The following is an 18,376-nucleotide window of genomic DNA, read 5'->3' as shown; positions in this document are numbered from 1 at the left end:
AGCTCCTCCGGAGACGGCAGTATCTCATTCTTCTTTGCGGCGGGGACGACCCGCCTAGTAACGTTGGCGGCGGTTGGTGCCGGACCCTCGGGTTGTGGCATCATCACAGGCACACGGAACGAGTCCGCCATGCGGGCGCGGTCCATGTGGGGAGGCTTCGCCTAGTCCGGTCTATGGCGCCGCACTGCTAATGCGGTTTGGGTCTTAAAGCCCATCGAGGGTTCAAATCCCTCAGCCTCCGCCTCATGGGAGCCCCGTCGACGATCATGTCGGCGGGGCTCTTCGCATGGCTCCGCGGGGCGTCCGGATCAATCGATTTCGCCCCGCGTCGCAGGTCATGTAATGTTGTCCCCGCAACGCCCCGATGGCACGTTCACCAGGGCGAGCGCTCATAGCTCAACGGATAGAGCACTTGACTACGGATCAAGAGGTTGCAGGTTCGAATCCTGCTGAGCGCACCAATCCCCGCAAGATCGGGTTCGCCCGGTTCTTGCGCTCATAGCTCAACGGATAGAGCACTTGACTACGGATCAAGAGGTTGCAGGTTCGAATCCTGCTGAGCGCACCATCGAGAAGCCCCCGGCCACCGGCCGGGGGCTTCTTCGTCGTGTGCGCCCGGCCCGCGGGTGCCCGGATCCTGTGCGCCCGGCCCGGGGACCGGGGCCGGCTGCCGGACGGCGGCGCCCGGTTGGGCTTCTGGGGCTCCGGCCCGATACCCCGCTTAATGGATGAAATGCATTCCTTTCGGGTACATCCTGTCCTGCCGGTCGGATGACCGCCAAACGGGTAGGACACGGCCAAGAGTGCAGGTGTCGCAGTATTACCGGCCCAGGATCATGATTCCGTTTTGTCAGATCTTGTGCCCAGACTGCCCGGCCACCCTGGCAGCCGACACCGAAGGGAGAGCCGGATGGGCCGACAGCTTCCCCGCATCGCAGCCCCGCCCGCCCCGGCCCCGGACCGGCGCACCCGCCGGGCGCGGCGCCTACGACTGGCGTCGGCCGGGGCCTCCTCCGCACTGGCCGCCGGACTGCTCGTCGCCGGGAACCCGGCGCCCTCCGCCGCCCAGCAGTCCCCGGACGCCTGGTCGGGAGAACAGCGCGCGGTCCTTCCCTCCGGGCTCTCCGTACAGTTCGACTTCTCCGCCGCCCCGGGAGTGGCCGTCACCGCCGGGCCGGGCGAATTGGCCGACCGTTCCGGAGCGGGAAAAACCGGCGCGCTCTATGCCGACGGACTGCGGCCCGGAGATCCCGCGCAGACGTTCCGAATCGCCGAGGACCGTCCGCGGACGGACGGTTCCTGGCGCACCGTCGGAACGCTCCGGCTCGCATTCTCGCGCCCGGTCCGCAATCCCCGGCTGCACCTCAGCGGACTCGCCGGAATCGCCACCGGGAAAGGCGGGACCACCAGCACCGCCACCCGGCTGACCCTCACCGACGGCTCGCCGGGCTCGCCCACCCTGGTCGACCGCACCGGCTGGCCCGGCTGGACGGTGCGGGGCAACACCCTCGCGCCCGCCGGGGCCGACGGCGGCACCGACGCCGTGGCCGGATCCGCCGCCGAGGGCAGCCTGGAACTGGCCGGCACCTTCCGCACCGCCGTCTTCCGGGTCGAGCAGCGCTCCACCGCCCGGGCCGGCAGCACCACCGCCCCCGCGGCACTGGCCCAGGCGTACACCGTCACCCTGGACGAAGGCGTCGGCACCGCGCCGCAGGGCTACGGCAACGCCTCCCACCTGGTCTCCGACCTCTTCCTGGGGACGGACGCCACCACCACGCCGGGCCGGCCCGCCCGGCGGGCCGCCGCGACCGCCCCGGGGGCGGCCGGGGAACCGCTCGTCCAGCTCGACCACGGCGCGGGCCTGCGCGGCGTCTGGTCCGACCCGGCGTCGTCCCGGCGCCGGCCCGGGCGCGGCGAGTACCCGGGCGCCGATCCGGCCGTCGGTTTTCCCGCCGAGGCCGCGATCGGCCGCTACTACCGGCTCACCGTCCCGGTGGCGGTCGGCGACGCGCCCGCCACCCTGGCCGGCTGGATCGACTTCGACCACAACGGGAGGTTCGACCCCACCGAGCGGGTGCAGACCGACCTCCCGGCCGGGGCGCGCACCGCCGTCCTGGAGTGGACCGTCCCCGGCAACGCCTCCTCGGGGGAGACCTGGGCCCGGCTGCGGCTCGGCCGGGACGCCACCCAGCTGGTGGGCGCCGACGGCTACGCCGACTCCGGCCAGGTCTCCGACCAGCGGGTCAGACTGACGGTCGGCGCCGCCCGCCTTGAGATCGCCGACCCGGTCGACGGCGCGGTGGTCTCCGACGCGCGCCCGCGGATGCGCGGCGAGGGTGCCGTCGCCGGGGCGGCGGTGGAGGTCCGCGACGGGGACACCGTGCTCTGCGGCACCCGGGTGGGGCCGGGCGGCGACTGGTCCTGCAGGCCCGGCAGCGCGCTGAGCGCGGGCGCACACAGCCTCACCCCGGTCGAGACCACCCGCGGCGGCGTGGTGCTGCGCGGCGAGCCGGTCCGGATCACTGTGAAGACGGCGCCGCCCGGCGCGCCCGTCCTCACCCTCCCCGAGTACACCAACGACCCGGGCCTCCAGCTGACCGGCACCGGGGAGCCGGGCAGCGTCGTCTCGGTCGCCGACCGGCCCGCCGGGGCGCCCGGCGACGCGGACACCGAGCTGTGCACGACGGCGGTGCGGGCCGACGGTGGCTGGTCCTGCCTCCCGGTGGAGAACCTGCCGGACGGGCGGCACCGGCTCACCCCGTCCGCCGCGGACCAGGCCGGGAACCGGACGGCGGGGCGCGTCGCCGAGCTGGTCGTCGACACTGTTGCGCCGGACCGCCCGGTGCTCACCGCGCCGGCCGCCGGCGAGACCGTACGGGTAGCCCGGCCGAAGCTCGCCGGGCGGGCGGAGGCGGGGGCCAGGGTCGTCGTCACCGTCCGGGCGGGCGGCTCGGCCCCGGGCTCCGGCGAGCCGGTCGTGGCCTGCGGGGCGACCGCCGCCGTCGACGGCAGCTGGACCTGCACGGCCGACCGCGATCTGGCGGACGGCGAGCAGCGGCTGGTCGTCACGGCGACCGACCTGGCGGGGAACGGAACGGCGGCCGACGCGGTCCCGATCCTGGTCGCGACTGCGACTGCGACTGCGACTGCGACTGCGAGTACGGGTGCGGCGGTGCCGACGCCGTCCCAGCCGACGTCGCCGTCGCCGTCGGTGCCCACGTCGTCGCCCACGTGGGCACCCACGTCGGTACCGACAGCGGTGCCGTCCTGGACGGCGTGGCCCTCGCCGTCCCTCTCCCCGTCCCGGCCGCCGGTTCCCGGCCGACCGGCCCCGTCCGTACCGGTCGCCAGGCCCACGGGGCCGGCGAGTCCGGTACCGGCGCCCGTGGCGTCGTCGGCCGCGGCCGTACCGCCGGAACAGGCCGCCCCGTCCGGCCGGCCGGTTCCGTCCGGTCCTGTCCGCGGGCCCGGCCTGCCGGGGCTGCTGCCGATCGCCGTGCCACCGGCGGCCGTGCCGGACCCCCGTCCGGCGCTGCCCCCGGCGTCCGTCCCCGCCCCGGCGGCGCCCGCGCTCGCGGTGTCCGTCTCGCCGAGTGCGGCGGTGGGCCGGAGCGCGGCACCGGACCCGAGCCCGAGCGCGGGTCCGGCCGCGGGCGCCGCCCCGGCCGCCGCCGTCACCCTGGAGTCCGGCGCCGGGAACGCGCCCACCGAGGCCTCCCGGCAGCCGGCTGCACCGCCCGCCGTATCGCCGCCCGTGTCGCCAGTGGCGCCCGTGGTGGAGGAGCCCGTGGACGAGCCGCCCGTCGAGGCGTCGCACGCGTCCGGCCGGACGGGATCGGGCGGCTGGCGCGGCGGGCTCGCCGGTGTCCTCTTACTGCTCACCGCGGCCGGCCTGATCACGCGACGGTTCGTCGCGCGGAGGCCCGGCGCGCAACGAGGTTGAACAAATCCGACCATCCGACCATGTGCCTGCGCGTCAGGTCAGCCTCGGACGATTCGTCAGGAAATGTCGACACGCACTACCTCAAATGTCGCATTTGATGACGTATGAACTTAGCCTGACTCTGGCACTGCCCGTCAGATCCGGGCCGCCCGTTGCGCGACACACCGACCCCGAGGATCCGTGCATGGACGTCACCCGCGATTCTTCGCAGCGACCCGACAATCTGCCCAAGGCGCTCCCCCCGGCGCTGCCGGAACGTTCCTCCAGCGGCGCAAGCCCGCTGGTCAAGCCGGCCAGGACCGCCGGCCCGGCCGACAGCGGCCCGGCCACCACACCGCTGGCGGTCGTCCCCGGCCCGTCGACGGGTACCCCGATCGACCTGCGCGACCCGCTGGAGACGGCCGGCCCGGCGAACCTGGACAGCCTGGAGGCCACCCCGGCCGGCGCGGTCCCCGCCACCGCCTCCCGCCGCCCCCCGCGTGCCGACCAGGCACTGCGGGAGCACAGCGCCGCCGCCCTGCCGGGCTGGATCGCCCTGCTGACCCTGCTGGTCGGCGTGGCCGCCGTCCTGCTGGTGCTGCTGCGCGACGGCGTCATTCCCTACTGGGACGCGCTGCCCGACCTGCGCGGCACCGCCGCGAGGGAGAACGGCCACGCCGAGGTGACCGTCCAGTCCATCGCGGCCGTCACCGCCGCCGGGCTGCTGATCGTGCTCTCCCTCGCCGGGCTGCTGGCCAACGCGGGCGGCGAGACCCGGGTGCTCACCCGCTGGGGCCGCTACCGGGGCACCGTCCGCCGGACCGGCCTGGTCTGGGTCAACCCGCTGCTGCGCCGCCGCCGGGTGGACGTCCGGCTGCGGCACTGGCGCAGCGAACAGGTCAAGGTGGTCGACCGCACCGGCACACCGATCGTCGTCCGGCTGCTGATCGTCTGGCGGGTCAAGGACACCGCCCGCGTGCTGCTGGCGATCGAGGACCACGAGAGCTACCTGCGCGAGCAGGTGCAGGCGGTGCTGACCCGTACCGCGTCCACACTGCCGTGCGACAGCAACGCGGCGCCCGGGCCCGCGCTGCGCGACGGCCAGTGGTTCGCCGACGAGCTGACCCGGGGGCTGGCCGCCGAGGTCGCCCCGGCGGGCATGGAGGTCTACTCGGTGCAGCCGCTGGCACTGGACTACGCGCCCGAGGTGGCCGAGTCGATGCGCCGGCGCCGGCTGGCCGACCTGGACGCGGGCCTGCGCACCGTGCTGGTGGACGACGCCGTGGAGGCGGCGGCGCTCGCCGTCCGCCGGCTGGAGCGCGCCACCACGCACGAACTGGACGAGGCCGCCCGCAGCGCGCTGATGGAACAGCTGCTGGTCGCCTTCGTCGCCCCGGCCGGAGTGGCCGCCTCGGTACCGTCCCCGGCCACCCGGGCCGGGCGGAAGGAAGGACGACCGGCATGAGGATAGCCACCGTCACGGAAGCCGGCTTCGACGCCGACACCGCACTGATCGGCTTCGAGGAGAGCCTCGGCGGCATCCCCGCGATCGAGGGCTGCGCCTGCCCGAACTGCGCGGCCCGGCCGCGCACCGCCCGCCCCGCGGCGGGCGGTGGCGGCCGAATACACCGCGCCGTGCGAAATACCTGCCTTGCCACCACCGTGCTGGCCGGCGCCGGCGTGGTCGGTCTGACGGCCGGCGCCGGGTCCGCGCAGGCCGCGGCCGGCAAGCAGGGCTGGGACGGGTCGAAGTACTGGTTCAAGAACGCCGACGGCGAGTGGCGCTGGACCAGCCACTACGAGGTCTACGCCGGCCGCACCGGCAAGTCCGCCGGCTCGGGCGGCTCCGGCGGGGCCGCCGCCTCCAACGGCTCGGCCTCCTCCTCGGGTATCACCCAGGGCTGGGACGGTTCCAAGTACTGGTTCAAGAACGGCAGCGGGGAGTGGCGCTGGACCAGCCACCACGACGTCTACCTGAGCCGCACCGGCCAGTCCGGCGGCGGTTCGGCCCCCGCTCCCGCCCAGCCCGCCACCCGGCCCGCCGCCGACAGCGCGCCCGCCTCCGGCAGCGTGGAGACCGCGATCGACTACGCGCTCGCCCAGCTCGGCAAGCCGTACGTCTGGGGTGGCAACGGCCCGTCCGGTTACGACTGCTCGGGGCTGGTCCAGCAGGCGTACCGGCGCAGCGGGATCAGCCTGCCGCGGGTGGCCGACGACCAGTACGCGGCCACCACGCCGATCAGCGCCGGGCAGCTGCGCCGCGGCGATCTGGTGTTCTGGTCGGACAGCGGCCGGGCCTCCGGCATCCACCACGTGGGGATCTACCTGGGCGGCGGCAAGTTCGTCGAGGCGCCCAGGCCGGGGACGACGGTGCGGATCTCCAGCCTGAGCCAGGGCTACTACCCGACCCACTTCGGGCGTCCGTAGGACGTCGCGGCCCGGGCCCTCCGGGGACACGGCCCGGGCCCCCGCCGGGGCCTGACCCGGCGAATGCTCCTAGCTGTTCTCGCCGCCGCGGCCGAGGGCGGTGGCGGCGTCCGAGCGGCCGGTGTCGTAGACCGTCCGCATCTGCTGCTCGTCCCAGTCCACGTCGAGGGCGTCGGGGCTTTGCCGCCGTCGTTCCGTCTGCCACGTCTCGACCATCGCGCTGATCCCCTCGTGGCCGCTTCCGCCGTCGCCGCCGGTGAGGGTGTTCCGCTCGATCCGGCCGGCCGCGGCCGCGTTGATCTCGTCGGTGGCGCTGCTCTGCCACTGGGTGAGCCCGGCGCCGAGGAGGCGCTGGGCGGCCTCGCCCATCCCGGGGACGGGGACGAGCGAGAGCGGGGTGCCGACCCCGGCGTACATGGTCTTGGCCTTCCAGGCCTCGACCTTGGTGTCGTCGTCGCGCTGGTCGAGGATGGCGTCGGCCTGGACGGCGTCGATGACCCCGAGGGCGACGGAGGAGTTGGCCATCAGGCCCTTCCACTCCTTCTCGGCCGTGGTCGGCGGGAGCTGGGAGAGCTGCTGGGCCACGTGCGTCAGCTCGGCCCGGCGGACGGTCTGGTGGGCGTCCGGGTCGTCGGCGACGCCGCGCAGGAGCCGGATCAGCGAGCCCTTGTCGGTGGCCATCCTGGTTCCGCCGGTCTCCTGGTCGGTCCAGACGCCGCCGGTGTTCCCGCCCGCGTGGTCCTTGGCGGCGCGGTTGGTGCCGGAGAGGATGTCGTGGGTGTCGGCGGCGTAGTCGGCCAGCGCGTCGGCGAGCGGGCGCCGCAGGCCGTCCGGGAGCCTCTCGTGGCCGATGCCGGCGTCCAGCAGACCGACGGTGTCGCGCATCACCCGGGCCTGGGCCTCGGTGTGGTGCCTGACGGCGTCCTCCCGGCCCGGGCGGTCGCCGGTGGCGGCCGCCTCGACGGCCAGGCCGAGCGAGTGGTGGCCGGTGGCGCGGGCGCCGGCGACCAGCTCCTCCGGCCAGTGGCGGCCGTTCAGCAGGTAGGCCAGGTGGTCACCGCGACGGGGGTCGCCCGGGTCGAGGAAGCGGGTCGAGGCCTGCGGGTTGCGGCCCAGGGCCGTGAGGAAGCCGGCCACCGCGTCGCCGCCGCGGCCCTCGCCGAGGTGGTCCCACGTCGGCTGGGTGGAGTCCGGGGCCCAGATGGCCTGCGGGCCGATCCCGGAGCCGCGCTCGAAGGCGAGCAGGCTCTCGCCGTAGGCGTTGAGGAAGTCGGAGTCGTACGCCCCGGAGCGCAGCAGGCTGCTCATCAGCTGGTAGCCGTAGGGTGTGGGGCCGCCGCCCGGGCGGTTCCGGACCCGTGGTCCGAGCCTGATGATCTCGTGTTCCCAGTCCCGCATGGCCCGGCCGCGGCTCTGGGTCGCGGTGCCGAGGGTGGTGCCCAGCGAGGTCTGGAGGCGCCGGACGGCCTCGCCGCGCCCGCCGCCGTACGCGCCGGCCTTCGCCGGGTCGTTGACGTCGCGCCAGAAGTCCAGGGTGCCCTGCGGGCCGAGCGTGACGGCGAACTCCTCGGCGAAGGCGGGGTCGCTCCCGCGCCGGTCGAGCAGGGCGTTCAGCCTGGTCAGCTCCGCGGTGGAGAGGGCGCCGCCCTTTCCGGCCAGGGCGAGGGCCTCGCCGAGGTCCGCGCGGGCCGCCCGGGCCTCGTCCAGGCTGCGGCAGCCGCTGGTGTTGAAGGAGTCGTCGGCCGCGCCGTTCGGGTCGGAGCGCAGGGCCCAGGCCGCGGCCTCGTCGGCCTCGGTGGCCTGCCGCAGTGCCGCCTCGATGCGGTGGACCAGGTCGTCGACCGCCTGCCTCCGCCCGGGCAGGAAGGCCGTCCGGAAGTCCGGCTGGTGCCGGGCGGACTCGTCGTGCAGGAGCGGGTGGACGTCGGTGACCGTCCCGTCGGGCGCCACCTTCAGATGGCCGGCGGGGGCGTCCTCGTCGGCGAGCCGCCTGAGCCGGCGCTGGGCCTCGCCGAACTGCCCGGCGGCGTCGGCCAGCAGGCCGGCGAGGTCCGCGGACTCCTGGGCGGCGGCCTCGATCTGTTCGGCGGCCCGCCGGATCAGCGCCCTGGCCTCGGTCGCGGCCTCGCCCTCCCAGCCGCCGGCCAGCGCGGTCACGACCTCGCCGGTCAGCCGGTCCTTCAGTCCGAGGTAGCGGCCGCGCAGCGCCCGCCACTCCTCGGCGGCTCCGTTCAGCGTGTCGAGTCGGGCCGTGGTCACGGCTTCGTAGCTCAGCATGGTCGGCCCCGTCACCGTTCGCCGGAGAGGTTCCGCCCGGTCGCGTCCTCCGTCGCCGTGTAGGCGTCGGCGGTGGTGCGCAGCCGCCGGGCGATGTCGTGGAGCGTGTTTCCCAGCGTCGCCACCTGGTTGTCCCAGCGGATCGCGCGGGCCCGCAGCTCCGGTCCGGTCCGCCAGCCGCCGAGCGTGCCGTACGCGGTGGTGGTCCACTCCTGGGCGCGGTCGTCGACGGCGGAGAAGCACGCGTGGATCTCGTCGACGGTGCCGGCCCGGGCTCTCAGCTCGGCCGGGGTGACGGTCACTTCCGGGCCGGCCGTGGTGCCGGGGCCCGGCCGCGGGTACGTCGTGCCGTCCGCGCCGTCGAACAGGCCGCCCCGGACGGGTTGGCCGGCCGACCGGCGCCAGGTGGCCGTGTGGTCGGTGAAGTCCTGCTCGGTACCCGGTCGTTCGTGGACCATGGTTCATCATGGCGCGTTCCGGCCGTGAACGGCTGGTCCGCGTGCGCGAAAACGCCCGCAGGCTGCGAACAGGACCCGTACGGGGGGGCGTGTTCGCAGCCTGCGGGGCGTGCGGGGACCTGCGGTGCGCTCAGGCGGAGGCCCTGTCCAGCAGAGCCGTCTGCTCGGGGGTGAGCCGCAGCGAGGCGGCGGCCAGCAGCGGCGGGAGCTGCTCGACCGTACGGGCGCTGGCGATCGGGGCGGCGACCGTCGGGCGGGCGGTCAGCCAGGCCAGGGCGACCGTGGCGGGCTCGACGCCGTGCTCGCCCGCGACGGTGTCCAGCGCCTCCAGCACCTTGGGGCCGCGCGGGTCGTCCAGGTAGCGGGCGGCGCCCTCGGAGCGGGCGCTCGCCACCCCGGCACCGCCGAGGCGGTACTTGCCGGTCAGGAAGCCGGAGGCGAGCGCGTAGTACGGCACGGTGGCCAGGCCGTGCTCCGCGACCACGTCGGCGAGCGGGCCCTCGAAGGTGGCGCGGGAAACCAGGTTGTAGTGCGGCTGGACCGCGACGTACTTGGCCAGGCCCTCGCGCTCGGAGAAGGCCAGCGCCTCGGCGAGCCGTTCGGCGCCGATGTTGGAGGCGCCGATCTCGCGGACCTTGCCCTCCTTCACCAGCTCGTCCAGCGCGGTGACGAACTCCTCGACCGGGGTGTCGTCGTCCTGGTGGGTGTAGTAGAGGTCGATGCGCTCGATACCGAGACGGCGCAGCGAACCCTCGACGGAGGACTTGATGTTGGCCGCGCCCAGGCCGAGCGCCTCGGGGTGGAGGCCGACCTTGGTGGCGATCACGATGTCGTCGCGGTTGCCCCGGCTGCGCAGCCAGTTGCCGATGATGGTCTCGGACTCGCCGCCGGTGTTGCCGGGCACCCAGGAGGAGTAGACGTCGGCGGTGTCGACGAAGTTGCCGCCGGCGGCGGCGTAGGCGTCGAGCACGGCGAAGGACTGCTCCTCGTCGGCCGTCCAGCCGAAGACGTTGCCGCCGAGGGAGAGCGGGTGGACGGCGAGGTCGGAGGTGCCGAGCTGCACACTGCGCCCGGCGTCACTGTGGTTTTCGGTCATGGTCGGAGTCAACCCGATCACGGTGGCCCGCATTCCATGATCCGGACAGGCTTCACCCGCTTGTCGCACCGTTGTTGCACTCGCGGGTGGTGAGGGCCGGAGGAGGGTCCGGGGTGTCGGCCGGGCGCGCGGATTCGTTAGAGTCCGTGCCATGGCTGACAACGACTACGACCCCGCCGGCAGCACCCAGATGTTCCGGGCGTTCGTCGACGAGACCCCGGCACCTCAGGCACCGGGCTCCGTCTCCACCTACGGCAGCAGCAGCGGCGGTGGCAACCGCACCGGTGTGATCGCGCTGATCGCGGTCGTCGCGGTGGCCGTTCTGGGTGCCGTCATCTGGCTGGCGGTCAAGTAACCCCCTCGGTGGACCGCCTGGCGGCGCCCGCCATGTCCGTGGCTCTCAGCAGGGCCGTCGCCAGGCGTCCAGTTCGAGCTTCTTCTGCATCGAGCTGAAGCCCAGACCCTTGGTCCGGGCGCAGAACTTCTCCGTGCCGAGCTTGTACTCGACATGGAAGACCGCCTTGCCCGCCTGGATGAAGGGCGAGAGCCGGTCGCACTCGTTGAACTCGGCGCATTCCTCGTTCACCGCGAAGTCGAACTCGCCGACCAGCGCCGGGATCTGCTCCAGGTCGTTCTTCAGGCCGATCGCCATCCCGCGCTCGTGGGCGAGCGAGGCCAGCATGCGGTTGTACCGGAGCTGGTCCTCGGCGGTCAGCGGGAAGCCACTCTTCTGGTTGTACGCCTCGATGGTGTCGGGCTCGATGGCGTCGAAGCCCTTGGCCCTGCACATGTCGAAGCGGGCGGCCATCAGCGGCTTCAGCTGGTCGATCTTCCGGATGTCGAACCACTTCTCGCCCTTCCAGCCGTTGCCGGAGCCCTGGAGGGCCTTGGCGAAGGCGGCGGAGTCGGGGCGGAAGTCCTCCCAGGAGCCGGCGTTGATGTAGCAGATCACCTTGCGGCCCTTGGCGTGCAGCGCGGCGACCACCGAGGCGTCGTTCTCGAAGCCGTCGATGTCGTAGACCGGTACGTCCACCGACTGGTCGACGCCGTCGCCGAGTTGCCACTGCCAGGCGAGGCCGGGCGCGGGCTGCCAGCGGGCGCCGGCGGGCTGGGGCGGGGTGGCGCCCGGGGTGGTGGTGCCCGGCGCGGTGCCGCCGGGGGTGCCCGGCGTGCCGGTGGCCGGGGTGCCCGGGGCGGTGGTCGGGGTGCCCGGGACGGCGCTGGGCGGGGTGCCCGGGGTGGACGGCGCGTCCGGGGTGCCGGGGGTGCCCGGGCCGCTCGACGCCCCGGGGTCGGGGGTGGCGGTGGCCGCGGGCGGCTGGGCGCCGGTGGCATCGGCCGAGGGGTCGTCCCCGGCGTTCGAGCCTGAGCTGCACGAGGTCGCCAGCAGGGCGGTGGCGAGGGCGATGGCGGCCGGCAGGGGCCGGGTGCGGCGGGTCACGGGTACTCGAACTCCGGTTCAGGTCATGCCAGTTCGGCGGCGGTCAGGCCGTACGGCAGGGTGCGCCAGGGGTTCTCCCCGGCGCCCGGGACGGCGCAGCCGACGCCGGCCCGGCGGGCGGCGATCAGCGCGGCGGCGTCCCGGGCCTGCTCGGCGGGCACGTCGTACACGAGATGGCAGAAGCGGGCGGCCGCGTGCCGGCCGGTCCACACCGGCAGGGCCATCGAGCGGTACGTCTCCCAGTCGCCCTCGAAGGTGACCAGCAGGTCGGCGAGTCCGACCTCGGCGTAGCCGGGGTCGGGGTGGTCGCCGTGGCCGAACACCACGGTGCCGCACCCGGCGGCCCGGGCCGCGGTGGCCAGCCGCCGGTAGTGGGCCAGCGCGCCCGGGTGGGTGGCGACCTGGTCGAGGTAGACGCCGGTGATCCCGTGCCGCTGGCGGTAGGTCAGCACGTCGGCGACCACGGCCGCGTGCGGCCTCCGGCCGTAGTCGGTGTCGGCGTAGCCGAGCAGCGGCAGGCCGGCCGCGCGCAGTTCCTCGGCGGCCTCGGCGAAGACGTTGTCGGGGGTCTCGCCCGGGCCGTCGGCGAGGTTGAGCACGACGGCGGCGATCCGGCCCGGGTCGGCGGCGGCGACCGCCTGCCAGGCCGCCGGGTCCACTGCGGGGTGGACGTACAGCGGCACCAGCAGGCGGCCGTCGAGGTGGCTGCCGCCCGTCATGCGACGGCCGGGGCGGGGACGGGCTCGGCGGTGCCGAGCCAGAGGTCGCGCAGGGTGTCGGCGAGGCCGGTCTCCGGCTGCCAGCCGAGGGCCCGGGCGGCGGCCGAGACATCGGCCTGCTGCCACGAGACGGCGGCCGAGCGCTCGGAGCCGGCGCCGCTCTCGTCGATCCGGCCGGTGAAGCCGGCCGCCGCGACCAGGCCGTCCGCGATCGCCCGGACCGGCTTCGCCCGCCCGGAGGCGAGGTTGAGCACCCGGGGCAGCGGACCCTCGGCGGTGACCGCCAGACCGACCGCGCGGGCGATGTCCCGGGCGTCGACGAAGTCGCGGTGGGCCGAGAGATCCCCGACCTTCACCACCCCGTCGGCCCCGTCCGGGGCGGCCCGGCGCAGTTCCGCGGCGAGCCGGCCGGGCAGCGAGCCCGCCGGTGCTCCCGGGCCGACCGGGTTGAACACCCGCAGCACCACGGCGTCCAGCGGTGAACCGGCCACCGCGAGGGAGCCGGCCAGCTTGGTGGCGCCGTACACGCCGACCGGGCGGGCGTCGGCGTCCTCGGCGAGCGAGCTCCCGGGTGCGCAGACGCCGTACTCGCCGGCCGAGCCGATGTGCACCAGGCGCGCCGCCGGGGCGCCCTGCCGCAGGGCCTCGGCGAGCACGGCCGGGCCGCGCGCGTTGACCTCGGCGAGGGTGACGGCGCTGCCGGCCACCGCGCCGGCGAAGTTGACCACCGCGTCGGGCGCCAGCGCGGCCAGTTCCTCGCCGAGCGGGCCGGTCCGGGCGGTGGCGAGGTCCAGCCGGAGGTCGTGGTCGGGCCGCCGCCCGGCGGTCAGCACGGTGGCACCGGGCAGCGACCGCAGGACGGCGGCGGCGTGGCGGCCGAGGAAGCCGTCCGCGCCGAGCAGCAGGATTCTCACGCGGCCCGTCCGTCGTTCTCGGGGCCCGCGGCGGCGGTCGCGGGCTGTTCGACGGCGTCCGGCGCGGTGCGGGCGGCCGGGATCGACAGCTCCGAGCCGCTTCCGGGGACGGCGTACAGGCCCTCGACCGGCTCGCCGGGCAGCAGCAGCGAGCGGTTGACCGCGAACTCCGCGTTGGCCCGGTCGTAGTCGTCCGGGCGGCCGATGTCCAGCCAGTAGCCGCTGAACTCGTAGGCGGACGGCGGGGTCTGCGTGGCCAGCAGGTCCAGCACCAGCTCGTCGAAGCCCAGTGGCAGGCCGGGGGTGTACGAGGCCAGGGCCGAGCGGGACACGCCGTACACGCCCATCGAGACCCGGTAGTCGATGCTCGGCTTCTCCTGGAACCCGGTGATGCGGCCGGCCTCGGAGGTCAGCACACCGAAGTCGATCTTCACCTGGCGGGCGTAGGTGGCGATGGTGAGCGGAGCCCCGGACGCCTCGTGGTGCCTGAGCACCCCGGCGAAGTCCAGGTCGGTGAGGATGTCGCCGTTCATCACCAGGAAGTGCTCGGGCAGCCGGTCCTGCATGGTGAGCAGCGGGCCCATGGTGCCGAGCGGGCTGTCCTCGACGGCGTAGCCGACCCGCAGGCCCCACTGCGAGCCGTTGCCGACGTAGGCGCGGATGATGTGGCCGAGGTGGCCGATGGCGAGGGTGACGGTCTTGAAGCCCGCGGCGGCGAGCTGGCGCATCACGATCTCCAGGATCGCGTGCTGGTCGCCGATCGGGACGAGTGGCTTGGGGAGCGCGGTGGTGTAGGGGCGAAGGCGTACGCCCTTACCGCCGGCCAGGATCACTGCGTGCATGGTGTTTCCCCCACGGATGATGGTGCGACAGGAGCCTTGGAAATCGGTGCTGGCAGGGAGGGAGGAGCGCGGCGGGGTCAGACGTTGTAGAGACCGGTCTTGTAGCGGGCCAGGTTGGCCGGGTCCCGGAAGAACTCGATCGTCTGCTCCAGGCCCTCCTCCAGGGAGAACCGCGGAGCCCAGCCGGTGGCGGCGCGCAGCCGGGTGGCGTCGGCGACCAGGCGCATCACCTCGGAGTTGGCGGGGCGGATGCGCTGCTCGTCCTCCTTCACCGTGAGGTCGACGTCCATCAGCTTGCCGACCAGGGCGACCAGGTCGCCGACCGAGATCTCGCCGCCGGTGCCGGCGTTGAAGGTCTTGCCGACGACGGTCTCGGCGGGGGCGGTGCCGACCGTGCGGAAGGCGTTCGCGGTGTCCTTCACAAAGGTGAAGTCGCGGGTCGGGCGCAGGTCGCCGAGGGTGATCTCGCGCTCGCCGGCGGCCAGCTGGGCGATCACGGTCGGGATGACGGCGCGCATCGACTGGCGCGGGCCGAAGGTGTTGAACGGGCGCAGCGTGACGACCGGGGTCTCGAAGCTGGCGTGGTAGCTGTCGGCCAGCCGGTCCCCGCCGGCCTTGGAGGCGGCGTACGGGGACTGGGTGTTGATCGGGTGGTCCTCGGTGATCGGCACGGTCTGCGCGGTGCCGTAGGTCTCGCTGGTGGAGGTGTGCACCAGGCGGGGGATCTCCAGGTGGCGCACCGCCTCCAGCACGTTGAGGGTGCCGGTGACGTTGGTCTCGATGTACGAGTGCGGGGCCCGGTAGGAGTACGGGATCGCGATCAGCGCGGCCAGGTGGTAGACCGCTTCGGTGCCCTTGACCAGGCCGTTGACCGAGCCCGGGTCCCGGACGTCGCCGAGGACGATCTCGACCGAGTCCAGCACCTCCTCGGACAGGGTCTCCAGCCAGCCGAAGGACGAGAAGGAGTTGTACTGCACCATGGCGCGGACCTGATGACCGTCGGCGACGAGGGTCTCGACGAGGTGGGAGCCGATGAAACCCTCGGCTCCGGTGACGGCGACGCTGCTCATGCTGGGAGTTCGCTTTCTGGGTTCGGGGACGGCCGAGCGGGTTCGTGGCGGCTCGGCCGTGTTCGGTGCTGTTCGGTTCGGCTGTCGTGTGTGTTCAGCGGTGCTGGGGCCAGCGGCGCTGTCGTTCGGCGGTGCTGTCTCAGCGGTGCTTGGTGGTGCGGCCGAGCACAGGCCCGGCGATGGCGGTGAGGACGACGGCCGCCGCCCCGCAGCCGAACAGCTGCAGGAGCGTCGGATCCACACCGGTCAGCAGCCCGGCGCACTCGGCGCCCGCGGCGGCCAGACAGATCAGGGCGGTGCTCCAGCTGAGCCCGAAGGCGTTCAGCAGCAGCGCCAGCCAGAGTGAGCCGCCGAGCAGCAGCAGCGCACCGAGCGCCGGTACACCGAGCGCCGGGGCGCCGGGCCAGAGCACGGTGGCGGCTGCGTCCAGCGCGGCCACGGTGGTGAGGTAGATGAACAGGCAGCCGAGCAGCACGCCGCCGGTGCGGCGGGTGAACTCCCCGGCGGTGTGGCTGGTGCGCAGCGTGGCCACGGCCATCGCCCGGTAGCGGAAGAGCAGCCACTCGGCGAGCCCGAGGCTGAGCGTCAGCGCGATCATGGCCGGCCCGGTCGGGCTGGCGGACGCCCCCTCGGCCGCGCCGGTGCGGACGGCCTGGTGAATGGTGGCACCCAGGCCGGCGATCAGCGTGAGGGTGCCGACCGCCAGGCCGAACAGCAGGTGCGGCAGCTCGTGCCGCAGCGGCAGCTTCAGCACGGTGGCGTCCTGCTCGCTGCGCAGGCAGCGGACGATCTCGCGGGTGGCCAGCCCCGCCGCCAGCCCCAGCGAGGCCAGCAGGACGACGGTCCGGACCACTTGCGGCACGTCCACGGCGAGCACCACCCCGGCGCCCAGCGCGGACGGCGCCAGCGCCAGCAGCAGGAACTTCTCCCGGCCCAGCACCAGCAGCACGGTGGCGGCGGCCAGATAGCCGGACTGCCCGGCGGCGAAGCAGAGCGAGCCGAGCGGCCCGCCGACCACGTACCCGGCGGTGGCCGCGATCAGCGCGCCCAGCGGCGCGCCGACGGCCAGGCAGATCCCGGCCGCCCGGCGCCGGCCACGGCCGAGCCAGGCGTACGAGCGGTGCGCCAGTGCCTGGTTCCAGGACCAGCTGACCAGGGTGGCGACGGAGAGCGCGAGCATCCCCGACGGCAGGCCGAACCGCATCCGGGTGGCCGCGAACAGGTTGGCGCCGAGCAGGTAGCCGAGGCCCGGCAGGGCGAACACCAGGCCGCGCACCACACAGCGCCAGGGGTCGGCCCGCCAGGGGTTGGCGAACTCCGAACTCGGACCGGGGTAGCGGCGCTGGACCTTCTCGAACAGCTCCTCGGCGACGGTGAAGGCGTCGGGGCGGCCGTACAGCAGCCCGGCCTGCTCGTCGGAGAGGCCGTCGGACTCCAGGAAGGCCGCGATCTCGTACGGGTGGACGGCATCGGCGCAGACGTCGGCGAGCCGCTCGGCGAGCTCGTCCAGCGGGTCCGGGGAGAGCTCCAGCTGCTCCTCGGGCTCGGGACGCTGCTCAGGCAGCACCGGCCGGCGGCGCTTGCGCGGCAGGGTGCGCAACTGGACGGTCTGCTCGGCCCACTCGGGGCCGGCCTCGTCCGGAACCAGGCGAAGAGGACCGCTCATGCGCCCACCTCGCTGCGCCGCGCAACCGCCAGCGGTTGCGCCCAGTCCGCGGCGGGTGCGCCGTCGTCGACCGGGATGGCGTCGTCGACCGCGACCACGCCGTTCGGCAGCCAGCGGGCGGTGCCGAGGAGTTCGGTGTAGATGCCGCGGAAGCCGTCGATGTTCTGCCGGAGGGTGAACTGCTCGATCACCCGCAGCCGGGCCTGCTCGCCCAGCCGGGCCCGGCGTTCCGGGTCGCGGAGCAGTTCGAGGGCGGCGGCGGCCATCGGTTCGGGTTCGCGCGGCGGGACGACCAGACCGGTGTCGCCGACGGCCTCGCGCACGCCGCCCACGTCGGTCGAGACGGTGGAACGGCCGCAGGACATGGCCTCGATCAGGGTGAACGGGAAGCCCTCGCTGATGCTGGAGAGCATCACCACGTTCCCCGCCGCGTACGCGTCGGTGATGTCGGCGACGCGGCCTTCGAAGGCCACCGAGTCGGCGATGCCGAGCTCGGCGGCCAGGGCTATGCAGGTGTCGCGGTACGCCTCGCCACCCTTGGGCGTGCCGCCGAACAGGCGCAGTCGCGCCTCGGGTATCTCGTGCCGGACGATCGCGAAGGCCCGGATCAGGGTCTCCAGGTCCTTGATCGGGTCGACCCGGCCGGCCCAGCTGAGCGTGGGCGTCTCCGGCTCCGGCCCGGCCGGCGGGAAGGCGGCGGGGTCCACGCCGTTGTACACGGTGCGGATGTGGGCGGACGGCGTGCCGCCGCGCTCCTCCCAGCGCCGGTTGTACCGGTTGCCGGGGGTGACCAGCGCGGCCCGCCGGTAGCTCTCCTCGGCGAGCATCCGGTAGAAGCCGAGCAGCAGCGCCTTGACCGGCCAGCGGTAGGGGCCGGTGCGGTAGCCGAGGTAGCGCTCGCGCAGGTAGATGCCGTGCTCGGTGAGCAGAAACGGTACGCCGTACTGCTGTGAGGCGATCAGCCCCGGCAGCGTGGCCAGGCCACCGCTGGCGGCGTGCGCGACGCCGTCCTGCGGCGGCTCGACCGAGAGCGGGCGCAGCGCGTGCTCCAGCAGGTCGGTGGCGTTCAGCGCGTCGTGCAGGGTGGGCCGGGAGACGGCGGTGGAGAGGTAGTCGCGGGTCCAGACGTGCTGGAGGGTGCGCAGGGCGCGCTCGCTGCGCAGCGCCGGGCTGAGCAGCCCGCGCCGGGCGAGGTCGGCGAAGCCGTACAGCTCGGTGCCGAAGTGGGTGGTGTAGACCGGGTCCAGGATGGAGTGCAGGAAGCGCTCGTACGCGTTGAGGAAACGGCGCATCTCCTTGCCGCGTGGCGCCCTCGCCTCGGAGGGCGGGCCCCACAGCGGCGCGGTCGTGACGGACCGTACGTTGGCGGGCAGCTCCCAGGCCAGCGGTTCGTGGCCGGTGCCGGTGACGGCGATGACGTCGAAGTCGACGTCCGGCATGCCCTGGACGAGCTGGTCGCACCAGACGCTCACACCGCCGTGCTGGTGTGGATACGTTCCCTCGGTGAGCAGGGTGACGCGCATGCTTGTCCCCCCTCCTGTCCT

13 protein-coding genes, 3 tRNA genes and 1 pseudogene are annotated in these 18,376 nt (G+C 74.2%); 7 read left to right on the top strand and 10 right to left on the bottom strand.

Features of this window, described 5'->3' with window-relative positions:
* Positions 1-150: 150 nt before the first annotated feature.
* The 6 genes from ACIO5D_RS32765 to ACIO5D_RS32740 all read left to right on the top strand — a co-directional run bounded on the left by ACIO5D_RS32765 (position 151) and on the right by ACIO5D_RS32740 (position 6,349).
* Positions 151-241 (top strand) — tRNA-Ser (locus ACIO5D_RS32765).
* 144 nt (positions 242-385) lie between these two features.
* Positions 386-461 (top strand) — tRNA-Arg (locus ACIO5D_RS32760).
* Positions 462-492: 31 nt separating this feature from the next.
* A tRNA-Arg gene (locus tag ACIO5D_RS32755) sits at positions 493-568 on the top strand.
* Positions 569-910: 342 nt separating this feature from the next.
* Positions 911-3,943 carry an Ig-like domain-containing protein gene (locus ACIO5D_RS32750; protein WP_400799637.1) on the top strand — a complete coding sequence of 1,011 codons (3,033 nt, stop codon included), beginning with the start codon at positions 911-913 and terminating at the stop codon, positions 3,941-3,943.
* A gap of 184 nt (positions 3,944-4,127) precedes the next feature.
* Positions 4,128-5,387 (top strand): SPFH domain-containing protein, encoded by a 1,260-nt coding sequence (locus ACIO5D_RS32745; protein ID WP_363603908.1) that lies wholly within the window; start codon positions 4,128-4,130, stop codon positions 5,385-5,387.
* The gene (locus ACIO5D_RS32740; protein ID WP_400799633.1) at positions 5,384-6,349 is read left to right on the top strand and encodes a C40 family peptidase; all 966 of its coding nucleotides are present in this window, start codon (positions 5,384-5,386) and stop codon (positions 6,347-6,349) included. The genes ACIO5D_RS32745 and ACIO5D_RS32740 overlap by 4 nt, the downstream gene beginning before the upstream one ends.
* A gap of 69 nt (positions 6,350-6,418) precedes the next feature.
* Here ACIO5D_RS32740 and ACIO5D_RS32735 read toward each other — a convergent pair whose 3' ends face one another.
* The 3 genes from ACIO5D_RS32735 to ACIO5D_RS32725 form a co-directional block, all read right to left on the bottom strand.
* On the bottom strand, positions 6,419-8,626 hold the full coding sequence (locus ACIO5D_RS32735) for a hypothetical protein (protein ID WP_400760834.1): 2,208 nt from the start codon (positions 8,624-8,626) through the stop codon (positions 6,419-6,421).
* An 11-nt stretch (positions 8,627-8,637) separates the two neighbouring features.
* Complete coding sequence (locus ACIO5D_RS32730; protein WP_363603912.1) at positions 8,638-9,084, bottom strand: type VII secretion target; 447 nt, start codon at positions 9,082-9,084, stop codon at positions 8,638-8,640.
* A gap of 130 nt (positions 9,085-9,214) precedes the next feature.
* Positions 9,215-10,180 carry an aldo/keto reductase gene (locus tag ACIO5D_RS32725; protein ID WP_400799630.1) on the bottom strand — a complete coding sequence of 322 codons (966 nt, stop codon included), beginning with the start codon at positions 10,178-10,180 and terminating at the stop codon, positions 9,215-9,217.
* A gap of 151 nt (positions 10,181-10,331) precedes the next feature.
* Here ACIO5D_RS32725 and ACIO5D_RS32720 point away from each other — a divergent pair, with 151 nt between their 5' ends.
* Positions 10,332-10,535 (top strand): hypothetical protein, encoded by a 204-nt coding sequence (locus ACIO5D_RS32720; protein WP_400653340.1) that lies wholly within the window; start codon positions 10,332-10,334, stop codon positions 10,533-10,535.
* Between the two features lie 45 nt (positions 10,536-10,580).
* Here the strand turns inward: ACIO5D_RS32720 and ACIO5D_RS32715 are convergent, their stop codons facing one another.
* The 7 genes and pseudogenes from ACIO5D_RS32715 to pelF all read right to left on the bottom strand — a co-directional run bounded on the left by ACIO5D_RS32715 (position 10,581) and on the right by pelF (position 18,355).
* Complete coding sequence (locus ACIO5D_RS32715; RefSeq protein ID WP_400799627.1) at positions 10,581-11,621, bottom strand: endo alpha-1,4 polygalactosaminidase; 1,041 nt, start codon at positions 11,619-11,621, stop codon at positions 10,581-10,583.
* Between the two features lie 23 nt (positions 11,622-11,644).
* Complete coding sequence (locus ACIO5D_RS32710) at positions 11,645-12,340, bottom strand: spherulation-specific family 4 protein (protein WP_363603918.1); 696 nt, start codon at positions 12,338-12,340, stop codon at positions 11,645-11,647.
* Positions 12,337-13,254, bottom strand: coding sequence for an NAD(P)-dependent oxidoreductase (locus ACIO5D_RS32705; protein WP_363603920.1), 918 nt, complete (start codon positions 13,252-13,254; stop codon positions 12,337-12,339). Before ACIO5D_RS32705 ends, ACIO5D_RS32710 begins: the two co-directional genes overlap by 4 nt.
* A gap of 134 nt (positions 13,255-13,388) precedes the next feature.
* Positions 13,389-14,096: pseudogene (locus ACIO5D_RS32700) on the bottom strand (NDP-sugar synthase); the annotation flags it as partial.
* 77 nt (positions 14,097-14,173) lie between these two features.
* Positions 14,174-15,166, bottom strand: coding sequence for an SDR family NAD(P)-dependent oxidoreductase (locus ACIO5D_RS32695; RefSeq protein WP_363603922.1), 993 nt, complete (start codon positions 15,164-15,166; stop codon positions 14,174-14,176).
* Between the two features lie 139 nt (positions 15,167-15,305).
* Positions 15,306-16,832, bottom strand: a complete 1,527-nt coding sequence (locus tag ACIO5D_RS32690; RefSeq protein ID WP_363603923.1) for a hypothetical protein — start codon at positions 16,830-16,832, stop codon at positions 15,306-15,308.
* Entirely contained in the window at positions 16,829-18,355 is a 1,527-nt protein-coding gene (gene pelF, locus ACIO5D_RS32685; protein ID WP_363603925.1) for a GT4 family glycosyltransferase PelF, read from the bottom strand. Before pelF ends, ACIO5D_RS32690 begins: the two co-directional genes overlap by 4 nt.
* Positions 18,356-18,376 lie beyond the last annotated feature (21 nt).

Origin of the sequence: Kitasatospora sp. NPDC087315 (assembly GCF_044744345.1) — a bacterium.
Lineage (GTDB): Bacteria > Actinomycetota > Actinomycetes > Streptomycetales > Streptomycetaceae > Kitasatospora.
Note: the sequence above shows the minus strand (reverse complement) of the source record. Positions and strands in the feature narration are given on the sequence as shown.

What these genes read in the sequence shown, in the direction of transcription:
- ACIO5D_RS32750 (WP_400799637.1), top strand. Translation starts at nt 911, where the DNA reads ATGGGCCGACAGCTTCCCCGCATCGCAGCCCCGCCCGCCCCGGCCCCG.
- ACIO5D_RS32745 (WP_363603908.1), top strand. Translation starts at nt 4,128, where the DNA reads ATGGACGTCACCCGCGATTCTTCGCAGCGACCCGACAATCTGCCCAAG.
- ACIO5D_RS32740 (WP_400799633.1), top strand. Translation starts at nt 5,384, where the DNA reads ATGAGGATAGCCACCGTCACGGAAGCCGGCTTCGACGCCGACACCGCA.
- ACIO5D_RS32735 (WP_400760834.1), bottom strand. Translation starts at nt 8,626, where the DNA reads ATGCTGAGCTACGAAGCCGTGACCACGGCCCGACTCGACACGCTGAAC.
- ACIO5D_RS32730 (WP_363603912.1), bottom strand. Translation starts at nt 9,084, where the DNA reads ATGGTCCACGAACGACCGGGTACCGAGCAGGACTTCACCGACCACACG.
- ACIO5D_RS32725 (WP_400799630.1), bottom strand. Translation starts at nt 10,180, where the DNA reads ATGACCGAAAACCACAGTGACGCCGGGCGCAGTGTGCAGCTCGGCACC.
- ACIO5D_RS32720 (WP_400653340.1), top strand. Translation starts at nt 10,332, where the DNA reads ATGGCTGACAACGACTACGACCCCGCCGGCAGCACCCAGATGTTCCGG.
- ACIO5D_RS32710 (WP_363603918.1), bottom strand. Translation starts at nt 12,340, where the DNA reads ATGACGGGCGGCAGCCACCTCGACGGCCGCCTGCTGGTGCCGCTGTAC.
- ACIO5D_RS32695 (WP_363603922.1), bottom strand. Translation starts at nt 15,166, where the DNA reads ATGAGCAGCGTCGCCGTCACCGGAGCCGAGGGTTTCATCGGCTCCCAC.
- ACIO5D_RS32690 (WP_363603923.1), bottom strand. Translation starts at nt 16,832, where the DNA reads ATGAGCGGTCCTCTTCGCCTGGTTCCGGACGAGGCCGGCCCCGAGTGG.
- pelF (WP_363603925.1), bottom strand. Translation starts at nt 18,355, where the DNA reads ATGCGCGTCACCCTGCTCACCGAGGGAACGTATCCACACCAGCACGGC.